The following is a 16,554-nucleotide window of genomic DNA, read 5'->3' as shown; positions in this document are numbered from 1 at the left end:
GACGACGAACGTGTCGACCCCTCGTCCGCGCCATGATCGGAAGAGCTCCTCAACCGCCTCCTCCGTAACGGCCTCCGACGGTCAGCTGCCCTCGCACGCCAGGTGGCGGCTGATCACGAGGCGCTGCACCTGGTTGGTGCCCTCCACGATCTGGAGCACCTTGGCCTCGCGCATGTAGCGCTCGACCGGGAAGTCGCGGGTGTAGCCGTAGCCGCCGAAGACCTGGACCGCGTCGGTGGTGACCCGCATCGCCGTGTCGGTGGCCATCAGCTTGGCCATGGCGGCCTGTTGGCCGAAGGGCCGTCCGGCGTCGCGCAGCCGGGCCGCGGACAGGTAGAGGGCACGGGAGGCGGCGATCTGCGTGGCCATGTCCGCGAGCATGAAGCCGACGCCCTGGAAGTCGCCGATCGAGCTGCCGAACTGGCGGCGTTCCCTGGAATAGGCCACCGCGGCGTCCAGTGCGGCCTGGGCGACGCCCACGGCACAGGCGGCGATGCCCAGGCGACCGGAGTCGAGCGCGGCCAGGGCGATGCCGAAGCCCTTGCCCTCCTCCCCGATCAGGGCGTCGGCGCCGAGCCGGACGTCGTCGAGGAGGACCCCGGCCGTCGGTGAGGAGCGCATGCCCATCTTGCGTTCGGGCGGGGCCGACCCCAGCCCGGGGGTCCCGGCGGGGACGTGGAGGCAGCTGATGCCCCGGGCTCCCGAGTCCCGCGGGCCGGTGCGGGCGAAGAGGGAGTAGTAGTCGGCCTCGCCCCCGTGGGTGATCCAGGCCTTGGCACCGTCGACCCGGTAACCGCCGCCCTCCACCCGCTCGGCGCGGGTGGTCAGGGCTGCGGCGTCGGAACCGGACGTGCTCTCGGACAGGCCGTAGGCGCCGAGGAGGTCGCCGCCGACCATGCCGGGCAGGTGGGCGGCCTTCTGCTCCTCGCTGCCGAAGGCGGCCATCGGGTAGCAGGACAGGGTGTGGACGCTGACGCCCAGTCCCACCGCGAGCCATCCGCGCGCGAGTTCCTCCACCACCTGGAGGTACACCTCGTAGGGCTGCTCGCCGCCCCCGTACTCGCCGGGGTACGGGAGTCCGAGCAGGCCCGCCGCACCCAGGACCCGGAAGACCTCGCGGGGGAAGACCCCCTCCTCCTCGTCCTGGGAGGCGCGGGGGGCGAGCTCCTTGTCGACGATCTCCCTGGTCAGAGCGAGGAGCTGTTCCGCCTCTGGTGTGTACAGCGTACGTTCGACCGCCATGAGCCTCTCCCGCGGTTGCGCCCCGACCCATCCATTGTGTGGATGTAGTAGGACGTCAAACTATATGGTGATGAGCGGCACCCTATCCCACGGGACGCGCGCGCACGCGGGCCGGGGACGCCCGCCCCTCGACAGCCGCGAAGCGGACCGCCGACCGCCTGGACACCACGACTCCCAGCGCCTTCCCGAACAAGACGGCTGTACACGGACCCCTCGGCCGTCCTAGATTCCACGCATGGACCTCGAACTCCGCCACCTGCGCACCATCTGCCTCCTGGCCGACACCGGCAGCGTGACCAAGGCGGCAGCCGCGCTCTCCACCTCCCAGCCCGCTCTCACGACCCAGCTCCAGCGGATCGAGCGGGAGGTCGGCGGACAGCTGTTCCACCGGGGGCGTGCGGGGGTCCGCCCGACCGAGTTGGGGGATTTCGTCCTGGTACGCGCGCGCTCGGTCCTGCTGTCCATGGACGACCTGCTGCACGACATCACCGCGCGCGGGGCCTCTCCCGCCACGCTCAGGGTGGGCGGGGCCGGACCGCTGACCATAGAACTCTCGGCCCGGCTGCCGGAGGTCTTCCCCAACGTCCCCGTGCACGTGCGCACCGAGTACTCCCCCAAGCTGGTCACGGACCTGGTACGCGCCGGACGCCTGGATCTGGGGACCACCATCGACTACGTGGACCGCGACCTGTCCACGGACGGCCCCCTCTCCTGGGCCATGCTCTCGGTGGAACCGCTGCACGTGGCCCTGTGGGCGGACCACCCGCGCGCGCACCAGCCGCTGATCCGGCTGGGCGACCTGGCCGGGTGCCCGTGGGCGCTGACCCCGCCGGACGGCACCGGCTGGCCCGAGTGCTTCTACCTGGCCTGCCAGCGCGCGGGGTTCAGCCCCGATGTGCCCTACCGCCTCTACGACAGGTCGGAGATCCGCGACCTCATCGCCGACCGCCGGGCGATCGCCCCCTGCCAGTCGGACTTCGACACCGGCCGGGGCGTGGTGATCCGCCCGCTGGAGGGCGCGCCCATTCAGCTGCGACACCTCCTGGTCTGGCGGCGGGACAGCGCGGTGCACCAGGCCTCCGACGGCATCGCGCGGCTGGCGCGCGAGATCCTGCGGGGGGCGCCCAGGTCCGCGGGGGCGGCCGACCCCGCCGACGGCGCCGTTCCCACCGCAGGCTCCGGCCGCTCCCAGGGCCCGGCCTGACCCCCCACCGGGGCCGCCTGTGATCCGCACCACGGGCCCGCACGCACCCGGCGCCTCCCGGCAACACGGCGAAGACCGGCTTCCGGCTGTGGGCACGCGGTAGCCGTCCGTGCGCGCGGACCCGAGCCTCCACCGCCCGAGTGCGCACCGACGCCGCTCATATCGCGGTGGCGTGCGGCACGCGTATGGTGTTTACTCGCAAGTAACGTACTCGTGAGTAGGTTTTCCACCGCCTCCCGTTTCACACCCGTGAACTACTCCCCCAGGGGCCACACACCCAGTCTGATCAGGCGCGACCTAGCCCAGGACACCACACATGCGAACACTGAGCACCACCGCCTCGGCACTGGCCGTCGCGGTTCTCGTCTCCTCGTGCTCCGGCGGCCAGGCCGCGGACGACGGGGCCGCGGCCCCGGAGGCCGACACCCGGGGGGTCAGTGACGACGCCGTCGTCATCGGCACGCACCAGCCCCTCACCGGACCGGCCTCTCCCGGATTCCGCCACGTGTCCACCGGCGCCCGCGCGGTGTTCGACTACATCAACGACAACGGCGGCATCCACGGACGCCGGATCGAGTACCAGGTCCAGGACGACGCGTTCGACCCCGCGCGGACGATGGAGGCCACCGACGCCCTCATCAACGACCACGAGATCTTCGCGATGCTCGGCGGCCTGGGGACGCCGACCCACGAGGCGGTGATCGACGACCTCAACGAGGAGGGCGTCCCCGACCTCTTCGTCTCGTCGGGCGCCCTGGCCTGGGACCAGCCGGAGGTCTACCCCTACAGCTACGGATTCCAGGTCGACTACTCAAGGGAGGCCAAGGTCCAGGGCAGCTTCATCGCGGAGAACTTCCCCGGTGACGACGTGGGCCTGCTCTACCAGAACGACGACGTCGGCCCCTCCTCCCACGCCGGGATCGAGCAGTACCTCACCGAGGAGATCGTGGCCTGGGAGTCCTACGACCCGGGTGTCCCCGAACTCGACGGGCAGGTCGCCGAACTGAAGGCCTCCGGTGCCGACGTCGCGGTCTGCCACTGCATCCCCGCGTTCCTGGGCATGGCCATCATGGAGGCGACCGCCATGGGGTACACCCCGCAGTGGATCGCCCCCAGCTTCGGCGGCGACGTGGAGATCGTCACCGGTCTCATCGAGGAGTACGCGGAGGGCACCGCCGCGGAGGACCTCCCGGCGGAGGGCTTCACCGACGGGCTGATCATCACCGCGTTCCTGCCCATGGCGGCCCAGCGCGAGGACCCGTGGACCGAGTTCTTCCTGGAGATCCATGAGGAGTACAACGAGGGCACCCCGTTCACCGACACGACCGTGTACGGCATGGTGCAGGCGACCCTGTTCGCCCAGCTGCTGATGGAGACCGGACCCGACCTGACCCGGCCGAACCTGATCGACACCCTGCACGCACACGAGTGGGTCGGCCCCGGTCTGGTCCCGTTCGCGGCCACCGAGGACGACCACAGCGGCTACTCCGGCGTCATGGTGGTGCAGAACAGGACGGGGGAGGAACCCGAGGTCCTCCAGGAGCCGATGGTCACCGACAGCGACGGCGGGGAGATCCTCCCCTTCGAGATGGAGCGCCCCACCCCCGACGAGGTGGCCCTCTTCGGCCCCTCCGGCGGGTAGGGCACGGCCCCGTGGTGGCGGGCCCCGGCTCAGGCCGGCCGTTCCCGGGGCCCGGGCCCCGCCGCGGACCGGCTCCGCACCCACCACACCGCACCGATCACCACGGCGAGCAGCGTCCCCGCCACGGCCACCGGTACACCGAGGTCGGCTCCCCCGCCCCCGACCAGTACCAGTGCCGCCGTCGCGGGGACAGCTCCCGCGAACGTGCCCGAGGCGAACGGCCACACGCCCATCCGGGTCAGCCCGAGGCCGTAGTTCACCGCCTGGTACGGAACCACGGGTAGCAACCGCAACTGCAGCACCGCCACAAACGCATGCCCGCCCGCCAGTGCGTCCAGCCGGCCGCGGACCCCCTCGGACAGCCGCCGCGCCACCGCGTCGCCGGCCACGTGCCGGGCCACCGCGAACTGGACCAGGGCGGCGCCCACACCTCCCACCAGTGCCAGGACCAGTCCGAGGGGCACCCCGAACAGCAGCCCCGCGAGGGCGTTCAGGGCAGGCCGGGGCACGAAGGCGAACACCGCCACGACGTAGGCGGCGAGGTAGACCGCGGGACCGGCCGCGCCCGCGCCCTCCACCCAGCTGCGCAGTGCGTCCGGGCCGGGCCCCTGGACCAGCGCCAGAACCAGTACCGCGACCCAGACCGCGAGCAGCACGGCCCGCGACATCCGCCGGCCGCGCCCGCCGGCGCCGCCTCGCGGCTCCTTCCCCATCCCCGCAGCCTATTCCGGTCGGCCTCAGCGGCGCTCCAGGCGGGGGAACACCACCTGTTTCAGAATGATGGTGAGCGCCGCCGCCGTCGGGATCGCCAACAGGGCACCCACGAGCCCCATCAGTGCCCCGCCGACCAGCGCCGCGGTGATGTTCGCGGTCGGCGCGACGTCCACCGCGTGACGCATTACCCGCGGCGAGATCACATAACTCTCGATCTGCTGGTAGACCAGGAAGAACACCAGTGTGACCAGACCCAGCAACGGGTTTCCCAGGGCCACCGCCAGGGAGGCCACCAGCGCCCCGATGGTGGTTCCCACGAGCGGGATGAGCGCGGTCACGGCCACCACCAGGGCCAGGGTCAGGGCGTAGGCCGAGCCGATCGCCCACAGGAAGAAGAACGCCACCACGCCGCCGAAGACCGCCACCACCAGCTGGCCCGCGATGAACGAGCCGATGCGCCGGACGATCTCGTCGCCGATCCGGCGTACGCCGTCGCGGCTGGAACGCGGCACGAACCGGTAGGACACATCCAGGATCGCGGGCAGCGAGGCCATGAAGAACAGCGTCAGGACGAGCACCGTGAACGTGGCGAACAGGGAGTTGAACACGACCTGACCGACCCCGACCAGCCCTCCGAAGAGCTGCTGTCCGAAGTCCGGTGCGGTGACCACTCCCTCGAACCGGTCGAGCAGGTCGTAGCGCTGCTCCAGGTCGGCGAAGAAGGGTGTGTTCTGGAGATCGTTCAGGGTGTCCGGCAGGTTCGTGGCGAAGCTCGCCACCTGCTCGGTGAGCGGAGGCACGATGGTCCAGACGAACACCGCGGCGAAGAACACCAGCGTCAGGCACACCGTGAGGATGGCCCCCCAGCGCGGCATGCGCGCCCGGCGGCGCAGCCCCTCGATCACGGGGTTGAGCCCGACCGCGAGGAAGAGCGCGACGAGGATGTAGACCAGGACCGCACGGGCCCCGACGAGTGCCTGGGTGAGGAACCACGCGGTGAGCACGCCCAGGGCACCGACGAACCCGAGGAGGAAGTAGTTGGGGTGCTTCGGCCCGTTCCCGCCGGCGGGCAGTGCGATCAGTTCGCCTCCGGATGGCACATCCCCCTCCTCCGCTACTCGCTGGTGTCGGGGATGCGCAGGGTGAACACCGCACCGCCGAGCAGGTCGCTGTGCCCGGCCGTGAGGCTGCCCCCGTAGGACCGGGCGATCTCGCGCGAGATGGGCAGGCCCAGTCCGCTACCGCCCGGGTCCCGCTCACGCGACTCCTTGAGTCGCGCGAACCGTTCGAAGATCCGTTCGCGGTCCATGGCGGGGATGCCGGTCCCGTCGTCGTGGACCTCCACCACCGCGGCGTCCCCCTCGCGCTCGACGATGACGTCGACCCGGGACCGGGCGTGGCGTTCGGCGTTGGCGATCAGGTTGGTGAGGACGCGGACCAGACGGAGCCTGTTGAGGGTCACGTGGACCGGGCCGGAGGCGTGCACCCGCAGTGCGGGGTGGCGTCGCTTGTCCACGAACTCCCCCGTGATGACCGCCGTCAGGTCCATCGGCTCCCGTTGAAGGGCCACATCGGTGTCCAGGCGGGCGAGTTCGAGCAGGTCCGAGACGATGTTCTCCAACCGCTCGGTGTCCGAGAGCAGGCCGGTGAGCAGGAGTTCGCGCGAGCGGGTGTCGGGTTCGGGGTCGGAGAGCTCGACCTCCAGCTTGGCGCGCATCCCCGCGATGGGGTTGCGCAGCTCGTGCGAGGCGTCGGAGACGAACCGCCGCTGGCGGGTGACGGCCTCGTCCAGCCGGGCCAGGCTCGCGTTGGCGGTGCGGGCCAGGTGGGCGATCTCGTCGTGGGTGTGGGGGACGGGGAGCCTGCGGTTCAGGTCGCTGGCGGAGAGCGTGTCGAGCTGGGCGCTGATCCTCTCCACCGGACGCAGGGCTCGGCCGACCCCGAACCAGATGATGGCCCCGGTGACGACGAGGAGCACCACGGCCGTCCCCAGCAGCACCATCTCGATCGAACCCGTCTCCAGGATGCCGGGCGTCCTCGCCGCGGCCAGGACGAGGGCCTCGCCGTACTCGGATTCGTTGACGCCGTACCCGACGACGAGCAGGCAGTCTTCGGGCGTGGGTCCCGCGACCTCGCCGCAGACGGTGGTGTCGAGGCGGAAGTCCCCCCGGGCCGGACGCTCCTCCGTCATCGCGGGCTGGCCTTCCACCGAATCGGTGGCCGCGACCACCTCACCGGTCTCCCAGTCGACGATCTGCACGCGCAGGATCGTCGAACCGTCGGGGATGGTGCCCTCGTAGCGCTCGGTGGCGATGTGCTCGGAGACCCGGCGGGCCTCGGTGTCGGCCTGGTCCCTGGCCTGGTTCAGCGCTATCTCCCGGATGAGGAAACTGCTGAGGAAGAGCGACAGCCCGCCGACCAGCATCAGGGCGACGATCGCTCCGGCGGTGACCCGGGCACGGATCGACCGGGGGCGCAGCCTGCCCCACACTCCCCCACGCCCGCTCCGCTCTGACACCCGCCCATTGTCACCCAGCGCAACCATAATCCGGCGAAAGGTGAACGGTGTGGCGGAGAGCGGACCGGGGAGGGAGCGGCGTCGGCCCCGGGAGGCGGTGCGCGCCCCGCGGGCCCCTACTCGTAGGGGTCCGGCGGGTCGGTGACCTCCTGGACCTCCAGGGCCGTCAGCTCGTGTTCGCTGACCTCGAAGATCTCGCCCTCGGGCTCGACCCAGGTGCCCCGCACCGTCCACCAGGTGTCGGCCTCGGGTGCGGGCTCGTTGGAGATGTACACCTTGTTGACGACGGCGTCGGCGGCACAGCACGCCATCTGGAGGCGGGCCAGGTACCACCCGTCCCCGTCCTTCTCGGGCACCGCGAACCCGGTCAGTTCGACCTCCTGCCCTGCCAGCAGCCGGTCCTCGTCGATCCAGGCGCGCATCACGAACTGCCGGATGTCCATGGTGACCACCTCACCCGGGGCCGCCTCCTCGACCCCGTCGTCGAACACGCCCGAGCGCCGGTCCTCCGGGGGCGGCCCGGACGAACCGGACGTGGCCTCCACGGTGTAGGAGCCCAGCGCGGGCGGGGCGACGACGAACACGGCGAGCACCGGGAGCAGGAGCAGCCAGGCGACACCGGGGGCACGGGAGTGGTCGTGACCGCGTCTGCGGTCGTACGCCTCCTCGTAGTCCCTCTCCACGGCGGACGCGCTCTGCGCGTGGACCGCGGCGGGCTCCTCCTGTTCGTGCCGCTCCTCCACCGCATCGCCCTCGCCGCGGATCTCGGCGACGATGACGAGCACCCCGAGGAGGACCATCACCGCACCGGCGGCGATGAGGAAGGGTCCGAAACCGGCCTTGACCCAGTTGAGGTAGAGGTCGGTGGGGATCGTACTGGTCAGCGCGGCCGCGCCGAGCAGGACGAGGGTGAGCCCCTGGGCGATGCGGTTCACAGGATCAGTCCTCCGATCAGGAACGTGCTGAGCAGACCGACCAGCAGACACAGCGGCGCGAAGCGGACCACGAAGCGCCAGCCGAACACGCCCGCCTGCATCGCGAGGAGCTTGAGGTCGACGATCGGTCCGATCACCATGAACGCGAGCTTGGCCGTGGGCGAGAAGTCGGTGAGGCTGACGGCGACGAACGCGTCGGCCTCGGAGCAGATGGACAGCAGGATGGCGAGGAGGGCCAGCACGAGGACCGAGACCACCGGCATACCGGCGACCGTCAGCAGCCACTCGCGCGGCACCATGATGTTGAGGGTGGCGGCGGCCAGGCCTCCGACCACCAGGTAGCCGCCCGCGTGCATCATGTCGTGCAGCATCGACTCACGGAAGACCTGCCACCGGGAGCTTCCGGGCGCGTGCGCGTGCGTGGGCAGGCGCAGCCAGTCGGCGCGGCCGAAGCGCACCCAGATCCATCCGATGACCACGGCCGCCAGCAGCGAGGCCACGAACCGGGCCAGGACCATCTCGGGCTGTCCGGCGAAGGCCACCGCCGTGGCGATCATGACGACCGGGTTGATGGAGGGCGCCGCCAGCAGGAAGGTGAGCGCGGCCGCAGGGGCGACCCCGCCCTTGATCAGGCTCCCGGCGATGGGCACCGAGGCGCACTCGCAGCCTGGCAGCAGGGCCCCGGAGACCCCCGCGACCGGTACCGCCCGGCTCGGCTTGGACGGGATGAACCGCTGGTAGGCCGAGGGCGGCACGAACGCGGTGAGCGCGGCCGACAACGCCACCCCGAACACCAGGAAGGGCAGCGCCTGGAAGCTGATCGCGGTGAAGATGGTGGCCCACGCGAGGAACGCCTGGCTGGTCAGCTCGTCCGAGATCCAGGCGTGGCCCAGCGCCATCGCGGTGATGAACAGGGCGAACAGCCAGACCGTCCCGGTCCTGCGGCGGCCCCGCTCGCGCCCCCAGTCCGCGGGGGGAAGCTCTTCGCCGCGCTCCGCCCACCCCCCGGCGAGGGAGTCGCCGAGGGAGGCCGGCTGCGGGGTGGGTTCGGCGGCCGGTGTGGTCCGGTCGGGCACGTCGGTCTCCGTGGTGGTCGGGTGGGGTCTTCACGCATAATACCGACAATCGTTTTCGGCCGGGACAAGCCCGCTCCCCCCCTGTGGACGACCGTCCCCCACGGGTCGGAGCGGAGCCGGACACCGCAGGCCGTGCGCGCTTGCCCGTCACCGGCGCTTCGGCGTCGGACGGACCCGCTAGCGCTCCGTCGGGCCCTCCTCCTGGCCGCCGTCGCCCGGGGCGCCCTCCTCCCCGCCGGGGTCCGTGTGGGCACCACCCGTCCCACCGCCGTCCGCGTCCTGCTCCGCCAGGGCCGTGGCCGGGTCGCTCGGGGCCTCCCCCTCCCCCCGCTGGACGTCCTCGGGGAGGGAACCGGAGGCGGGGCCCCAGCACTGCACGTTCTGGATGTCGGGCATCTTGGACAGCGTGAACTGCGGGTCGAGCCCGTTGCGGAGCTGGCGGCTGTAGTCGGCCAGCAGGCGGAAGGCGACGGTGGACAGCGGTGCCAGGGCCACCAGGTTGACGGTGGCCATGGCCCCCATGGCGATGTCGGCCAGGTTCCACACCACGGTCAGCGGGGCCACGGAGCCGATGAACACCGCGGCCAGCACCGCGTAGCGGAAGTAGGTCATGTGCTGCGGGTCGGCGTCCAGGAACCGGAGGTTGGACTCGCCGTAGTAGTAGTTCCCCAGTACGGAGGTGAACGCCAGCAGGAACAGGATCACCGTGAGGGCGTGCACGGACCAGTCGCCCAGGGAGAACTGGAGGGCCCGCTGGGTGACCTCGGCCCCGGCCTCCGCCGAGAAGTCGGGGGTGTACACGAGGACGATGAACGCGGTCACCGAGCAGATCAGCCAGGTGTCGAAGTACACGCCGAGGGCCTGCACGAGGCCCTGTTTGGCGGGGTGGGAGACCGAGGCGGTGGCACCCGCGTTGGGGGCGGACCCCAGGCCCGCCTCGTTGGAGAACATCCCGCGCCGCAGGCCCTGCACGATCGCGGCGCCCACGCCGCCGGCCGCGGCCTCGCGCAGACCGAACGCCGAGGCGAAGATGTCGGAGACGACCCGCGGCAGCTCATCGATGTTGAGGATCACCACGGCCGCGCCGAGCAGGATGTAGAGGATCGCCATGAGGGGCACGAGTGCCTGGGCGACCGTGGCGATGCGGCGCACCCCGCCGAAGATGACGGCCGCGGTCAGCCCGGCCAGCGCCAGTCCGATCAGCACGTTCAGGAACCAGCCGGTGGGCGAGCCCAGGTCCTGCGCGGAGGTGGAGACGGCGCCGGAGATGCTGTTCGCCTGCACGGAGTTGAAGACGAGGCTGAAGGTGATGGTGATGAGGACCGCGAAGAGGGCGCCCATCCACCGTTGGCCCAGGCCGAGGAACATGTAGTACGCGGGTCCGCCCCGGAACCCCGTGCTGGTGCGCACCTTGTACAGCTGGGCCAGCGTCGACTCCACGAACGCCGCCGCTCCCAGCACGCAGGCCATCGCCCACATCCAGAAGACCGCTCCGGGCCCGCCCAGCATGATCGCGGTCGCCACCCCGACGATGTTCCCGGTCCCCACCCGGGAGGCGGCGGAGATGGCGAAGGCCTGGAAGGAGGAGATCTCCCTGCCGCCGTCGGGCGCGATTCCCGGACTGCTCCTCAGCACCCGGAACATCTCCGGGAACAGCCGCAGCTGCACGAGTCCCGAACGCACCGTGAAGTACAGGGCGAGAACGACCAGGAGCGGGATGAGGAAGTAGCTCCAGAAGAAGTCGTTGACGGCGACGAGAAGGACGTTGAGGACGTTCACGCGTTCCCCTTCAGGCGGCGTGGTGGTCCCGAGTACGGCATCGGGGCTGTCCGCAACTGTCCACTCCGCCCCCGGTTCAGGGCGATTCGGACACGCGAAGGGGCGGTAAAAGACCGTAATGGGTCAACAACCCCGGGCGGGCACATGATCGGGGGCCGACCTGTGGGGGTGGGGCCCGTGGCCAGCCGGACGCGCCCTTCCCACCGTTCCGGCATGGAACAGAACTCCTCCTGCGCGAGGTGCCACTGTCCGAGAGATGAGGGTGACCCCGGTACAAGGCTCGGGCCCGGCAGGAGAACCTGCCGGGCCCGAGTGCGTTCACACCCTAGTGCTGCGGGGCGGAGTCGTAGCGGTCGGTACGGGGACGGTCGCCCCGGTAGCCGCCGCCACCGCCGCGGTTGTCGCCGCCACGGTAGCCGCCACCACCGGCGCTGCCGCCACGGTAGCCGCCACCGCCGCGGTTGTCGCCGCCACGGTAGCCGCCCTCGGTGCGCGGGGCGTACTCGCGACGCTCTCCACCGCGGTAGCCGCCGCCCTCACCGCGGTCGGTGCGGGGACGCTCTCCGTCACGGAAGCCGCCGCCCTCGCCCCGGTCGGTGCGGGGACGGTCGCCCCGGTAGCCGCCACCACCGGCGCCACCACCGGCGCTACCGCCGCGGTAGCCGCCGCCACCGCCACTGCGGTCGCCGCGGTAGCCACCCCGGTAACCGCCGCCACTACCGCCACTGCCGCCGTAGCCGCCGCTGCGACGGGGGCCGCCGCGCCCGCGACGCTCGCGCACGGGCTCGGGCGGCTCGATCCACGGCTCCCAGGAGGGCTCCTTGGCCCCGGTCACCTCGGAGAGCAACTCGTCGCCCGGGTTGACCAGGTGCTGCTTGGCGTCGACGCCGGCGTCACTGAGCAGGCGGCGCGCCATGCGGCGCTGGTTGGGCGCGACCAGGGAGACGACCAGGCCGGAGGCACCGGCGCGCGCGGTACGGCCACCGCGGTGCAGGTAGTCCTTGTGCCCGGCGGGCAGGTCGATGTTGACGACCATGTCGATGCCGTCGACGTGGATGCCGCGGGCGGCGACGTCGGTGGCGACCAGCGCCTGGATCTTGCCCTCGCGGAACTTGGCGAGGGTGCGGGTGCGCACGCTCTGCGTCTTGCCGCCGTGCAGGGACGCGGAGGGCACGCCCGCCGCCGCCAGCTGCTCGCTGATGGAGTCCGCGCGGTACTTGCTGCGCACGAACAGGATCGTGCGGCCGTCGCGCGCGGCGATCAGGGTGATGATCTTGTTCTTGTCACGGGGCAGCACCTTGAGCAGGTGGTGCTCCATGGCGGTGACCTGGGAGACCGGCGGGTCCACGGAGTGGGTCTGCGGGTCGTTCATGTACTTGCGGACCAGCTTGTCGACGTCACCGTCGAGTGTGGCCGAGAACAGCAGGGTCTGGCCGTCGGGGCGCACCTGGTCGAGGAGCTCGCTGACCTGCGGCATGAAGCCCATGTCGCACATCTGGTCGGCCTCGTCCAGCACCGAGACCTCGACGTCGCTCAGGTCGCAGACGCCCTGGTCGATGAGGTCGGACAGGCGGCCGGGGGTGGCGACGAGGACCTCGACGCCACGGCGCAGTTCGTTGATCTGTCGGGTGTAGGAGCTACCGCCGACGACGTCGCCGACGCGCACACCCACGACGCGGGAGTAACCGCGCAGGGCGTCGCGCACCTGGTGGGCGAGTTCGCGGGTGGGAACCAGGATCAGGGCCCGGGGGCGGTTGGCTGCGGCGCGGCGCTCGGCGGCGCGCATCAGGACCGGCAGGCCGAAGGCCAGGGTCTTGCCCGATCCCGTGCGACCGCAGCCGAGGACGTCGCGGCCCTCGATGGCGTCGGGGATGGTGGCGGCCTGGATCGGGAACGGGGTGGTCACACCGTTCTTGGCCAGCTCGTCGACGATGTCCTGGGGAAGCCCCAGGGTGTCAAAAGCAGGCATTACGGCAGTGTCCGTCGTCAAGTGACGTGTACCTTCCTCATCGTTTGGCGGCGTTTCGAGGAAGGCTCCACACGGCCACAGCGGACCCAGCGAAGAAATCACACAAACGCGCCTGATCACACGCGGAAGCGGACCCCTTCGATCATCGGGGCTCCTACGCTCGGCAGATCCCACTGTGTGGGGACGAGCAGCTCTTCGGGTAAGAGTGGCGCCGACGGGGTCGACACGCTCTCCGCGTCTTGTGCGGCCTCGGCGCGCTCGGATGCGCGCGGCATTACTGAACGACCGCTTGCAAGAGCGTACTAGAGATCATCCGGGAACGGGGACGGGATGGGGGTTTTTCACCGGTGATACGGATCTCCCCCATCCCGTCCGAAGGTGTCTCGCCACGGGTGCGCGACCGCCTCGTCCCACGTGGCCGGCGAGCCTAGGCAGACATCGTCCTGGCGAGGGCGGTCAGGCGGCCGACCTGGGCGCGGCGCTCCGCGGCGGCCTGCTCTTCGAGCGTGTTGGCCGCGGCCTGTTGGAGGAGGGCCTTGGTGGCGACGGCGGCCTCGGCGTCCGTGGCCAGGAGTGCGGCGACGACGTCGTCCACGGCGCCGGAGAGCTCGTCGGCGGGGACGACGAGTTCGGCCAGGCCGAGTTCGCGGGCCTCCTGGGCGCCGACGCGGCGGGCGGTCAGGCAGATCTCGACCGCGCGGTTGACGCCGACGATGTCCACGAGGGGCTTGGTGCCGGTGAGGTCGGGGACGAGGCCGAGTGCGGGTTCCTTCATGCAGAACTTGGCGTCGTCGGCGAGGATGCGCAGGTCGCAGGAGAGCGCCAGCTGGAAGCCCGCGCCGATGGCGTGGCCGCGCACGGCGGCGATGCTGACCAGGTCGGGGCGGCGCAGCCAGAGGAAGCCCTCCTGGAGGCCGGCGATGTACGCCTCGACGTCGGCCTCGGTGGAGGAGCCGTCGAGGATGCCCGCGACCATGGAGCGCTCGCCGTCCACACCCTCGGGGGTGAACATGGTGAGGTCGATCCCGGCGGAGAAGATGTCGCCGTCCCCGGCGAGCACGACGATTCGGACATCGGCCGGGAGGGTCTGGCCGATGTGGGCCAAGGTGGTCCAGGTGCGCCCGGTCATGGCGTTGCGCCGTTCGGGGCGGCTGATGGTGATGCGGGCGACGTGGCCGTCCACGGCCAGTCTGAGCCCGGCCCGGGTCAGCTCCGCTTCCGTGGGCAGCTGCCCGGGCCCGTTCGACGCCTGTGCCATGGGTTCCTCCGTCGTGCTCGGTGTCACCTCAGATATTACTCATCGGTAACCACCGGTCGCGCGTGCGGGCCTCAGGCCTTGCGTGTGGCCCCACCCCGCCCGCGCAGCTCGGCTCCCGCCTCACTGAGCAGCCGGTGGACGAAGCCGTAGGAACGCCCCGTGGCCGCCGCCAGCATGCGGATGCTCTCCCCCGAGTCGTAGCGCCGCTTGAGCTGGGCCGCGAGCTCGGAACGGTCCGCCCCCGCCACCCGGGTGCCCTTCCTCAGCGCATCGTCCACAGTTCACTCCTCCGATTCGTCCGGTCAACCGCTTCTGGAATCCCTGCCATGATCCGGCATCGCGCTCACGCCCCGCCACATCCACCGTGCGCCACGCCGCGGCCCCCGCCTGGGCCCAGGTTTCGGAACGCCGCAAACAGCAACCGAAAAAGAGGGAGGTGAACCTCCCAGCGCGCTGGGCGTCCACCTCCCTCGCCAAGGGGCCTCACGGCCCCGTCTCACGCCAGCGAGATCAGGTCCTCGAAATCGGCGTTCCACACGTCCTCGACACCGTCGGGCAGCAGGATGACCCGTTCGGGGTGGAGCGCGTCGACCGCGCCCTCGTCGTGTGTCACCAGCACGATCGCGCCCTTGTAGTTGCGCAGCGCCGCCAGGATCTCCTCGCGGCTGGCCGGGTCCAGGTTGTTGGTGGGCTCGTCCAGCAGCAGCACGTTGGCGCTGGAGACGACCAGCGTGGCCAGGGCCAGCCGGGTCTTCTCCCCGCCGGAGAGCACACCCGCCGGCTTGTCGACGTCGTCACCGGTGAACAGGAACGAGCCCAGCGTGCGCCGCGCCTCCACCTCCGGGAGCTGCGGGGCCGCGCTCATCATGTTCTCCAGGACACTGCGCTTCACGTCCAGGGTCTCGTGCTCCTGGGCGTAGTAGCCGAGCTTGAGCCCGTGCCCGGGGATCACGGCGCCGGTGTCGGGCTCCTCGACCCCGCTGAGCAGCCGCAGCAGCGTGGTCTTGCCCGCGCCGTTGAGGCCCAGGATCACCACGCGGCTGCCCCGGTCGATCGCCAGGTCCACGCCGGTGAAGATCTCCAGCGAACCGTAGGACTTGGACAGCCCCTCCGCCATCAGCGGCGTGCGGCCGCTGGGCGCCGGGTCGGGGAAGCGCAGCTTGGCCACCTTGTCGGACTTGCGGACGCCCTGCACGCCGTCGAGGAGCCGGTCGGCCCGGTTGAGCATCTGCTGGGCCGCCCGCGCCTTGGACGCCTTGGCCCGGAACCTGTCCGCCTGCTTGCGCAGGGTGTCGGCCTGCTTCTCGGCGTTGGCCAGCTCGCGCCTGCGCCGCCGCTCGTCGGCCTCGCGCTGCTCCAGGTACAGCTTCCAGCCCATGTTGTAGATGTCGATGACGCTGCGGTTGGCGTCCAGGTAGAAGACCTTGTTCACCACGTGCTCGACCAGTTCGACATCGTGGCTGATCACGATGAGTCCGCCCTGGTGCGACTTGAGGAAGTCGCGAAGCCAGACGACGGAGTCGGCGTCCAGGTGGTTGGTGGGCTCGTCCAGCAGCAGTGTGTCCGCGCCGCTGAACAGGATGCGCGCCAGCTCGATGCGGCGGCGCTGGCCGCCGGAGAGCGTGTGCAGGGGCTGGGAGAGCACCTTGTCGGGCAGACCCAGGCTGGAGGCGATGGAGGCGGCCTCGGCCTCGGCGGAGTACCCGCCCAGCACGTGCAGGCGCTCCTCCCACCGGGAGTAGGCGCGCACACCCTTGTTACGGGTCTTGTTGTCGGTGCTGGCCATCTTCTTCTCGGCCTCGCGCATACCGCGCAGGGCCTCGTCGATGCCGCGTGCGGACAGCACGCGGTCCCGGGCGATGACGTCCGGGTCGTCCGTGCGCGGGTCCTGCGGCAGATAGCCGATGGTGCCGGAGGAGGTGACCGTGCCGCCGGTGGGCAGGCCCTCGCCCGCCAGCACCTTGGTCATGGTCGTCTTGCCCGCACCGTTGCGGCCGACCAGTCCGATCCGGTCCCCGGCGGCGACGCGGAAGGTGGTCGGCTCCAACAGGAGTCGAGGACCGACACGCAGTTCGAGATCGGTGGCGATCAGCATGGTGGGGCTTCCTACGAGGTGGTGGGACGGTTCGGTTCGGCCGGACGCGCACCCGCGGCGACGGGAGCGGTGGCTCCTCCGCGTTGGTGGGGGGTGGTGGCCTTCGGGCCGACCGACCCAGC

At 71.1% G+C, this 16,554-nt stretch carries 13 protein-coding genes; 2 read left to right on the top strand and 11 right to left on the bottom strand.

Features of this window, described 5'->3' with window-relative positions; all coding sequences use genetic code 11:
- Positions 1 to 81: 81 nt before the first annotated feature.
- Positions 82 to 1,242, bottom strand: a complete 1,161-nt coding sequence (locus ACFWTE_RS13845; RefSeq protein WP_378779710.1) for an acyl-CoA dehydrogenase family protein — start codon at positions 1,240 to 1,242, stop codon at positions 82 to 84.
- Positions 1,243 to 1,477: 235 nt separating this feature from the next.
- On the opposite strand from ACFWTE_RS13845, the gene ACFWTE_RS13840 reads away from it, so the two are divergent.
- A complete protein-coding gene (locus ACFWTE_RS13840) occupies positions 1,478 to 2,446 on the top strand; it encodes a LysR family transcriptional regulator (protein WP_378779709.1) in 969 nt (322 codons plus the stop codon).
- Positions 2,447 to 2,762: 316 nt separating this feature from the next.
- Positions 2,763 to 4,088, top strand: a complete 1,326-nt coding sequence (locus ACFWTE_RS13835) for an ABC transporter substrate-binding protein (RefSeq protein WP_378779708.1) — start codon at positions 2,763 to 2,765, stop codon at positions 4,086 to 4,088.
- Positions 4,089 to 4,117: 29 nt separating this feature from the next.
- On the opposite strand, the gene ACFWTE_RS13830 is transcribed toward ACFWTE_RS13835, so the two are convergent.
- The 10 genes from ACFWTE_RS13830 to ACFWTE_RS13785 all read right to left on the bottom strand — a co-directional run bounded on the left by ACFWTE_RS13830 (position 4,118) and on the right by ACFWTE_RS13785 (position 16,432).
- A complete protein-coding gene (locus ACFWTE_RS13830; protein ID WP_378779707.1) occupies positions 4,118 to 4,801 on the bottom strand; it encodes a TVP38/TMEM64 family protein in 684 nt (227 codons plus the stop codon).
- 24 nt (positions 4,802 to 4,825) lie between these two features.
- Complete coding sequence (locus ACFWTE_RS13825; protein WP_378779706.1) at positions 4,826 to 5,902, bottom strand: AI-2E family transporter; 1,077 nt, start codon at positions 5,900 to 5,902, stop codon at positions 4,826 to 4,828.
- A 14-nt stretch (positions 5,903 to 5,916) separates the two neighbouring features.
- The gene (locus ACFWTE_RS13820; RefSeq protein ID WP_378779705.1) at positions 5,917 to 7,320 is read right to left on the bottom strand and encodes an ATP-binding protein; all 1,404 of its coding nucleotides are present in this window, start codon (positions 7,318 to 7,320) and stop codon (positions 5,917 to 5,919) included.
- A 116-nt stretch (positions 7,321 to 7,436) separates the two neighbouring features.
- Entirely contained in the window at positions 7,437 to 8,255 is an 819-nt protein-coding gene (locus tag ACFWTE_RS13815) for a TIGR03943 family putative permease subunit (protein WP_378779704.1), read from the bottom strand.
- Positions 8,252 to 9,331, bottom strand: coding sequence for a permease (locus ACFWTE_RS13810; RefSeq protein WP_378779703.1), 1,080 nt, complete (start codon positions 9,329 to 9,331; stop codon positions 8,252 to 8,254). Before ACFWTE_RS13810 ends, ACFWTE_RS13815 begins: the two co-directional genes overlap by 4 nt.
- A 177-nt stretch (positions 9,332 to 9,508) precedes the next feature.
- Entirely contained in the window at positions 9,509 to 11,110 is a 1,602-nt protein-coding gene (locus tag ACFWTE_RS13805) for an alanine/glycine:cation symporter family protein (RefSeq protein ID WP_378779702.1), read from the bottom strand.
- Between the two features lie 325 nt (positions 11,111 to 11,435).
- Positions 11,436 to 13,079: a DEAD/DEAH box helicase gene (locus tag ACFWTE_RS13800; protein ID WP_378779701.1), complete on the bottom strand. Its 1,644-nt coding sequence runs from the start codon at positions 13,077 to 13,079 to the stop codon at positions 11,436 to 11,438.
- Positions 13,080 to 13,506: 427 nt separating this feature from the next.
- Entirely contained in the window at positions 13,507 to 14,337 is an 831-nt protein-coding gene (locus tag ACFWTE_RS13795) for an enoyl-CoA hydratase/isomerase family protein (protein WP_378779700.1), read from the bottom strand.
- Between the two features lie 71 nt (positions 14,338 to 14,408).
- Positions 14,409 to 14,615, bottom strand: a complete 207-nt coding sequence (locus ACFWTE_RS13790; protein WP_378779699.1) for a helix-turn-helix domain-containing protein — start codon at positions 14,613 to 14,615, stop codon at positions 14,409 to 14,411.
- Positions 14,616 to 14,833: 218 nt separating this feature from the next.
- The gene (locus ACFWTE_RS13785) at positions 14,834 to 16,432 is read right to left on the bottom strand and encodes an ABC-F family ATP-binding cassette domain-containing protein (protein ID WP_378779698.1); all 1,599 of its coding nucleotides are present in this window, start codon (positions 16,430 to 16,432) and stop codon (positions 14,834 to 14,836) included.
- Between the last annotated feature and the right edge of the window lie 122 nt (positions 16,433 to 16,554).

This window comes from Nocardiopsis sp. NPDC058631, from assembly GCF_042716955.1.
GTDB lineage: Bacteria > Actinomycetota > Actinomycetes > Streptosporangiales > Streptosporangiaceae > Nocardiopsis.
This window is presented reverse-complemented; position numbering and strand designations above follow the sequence as displayed.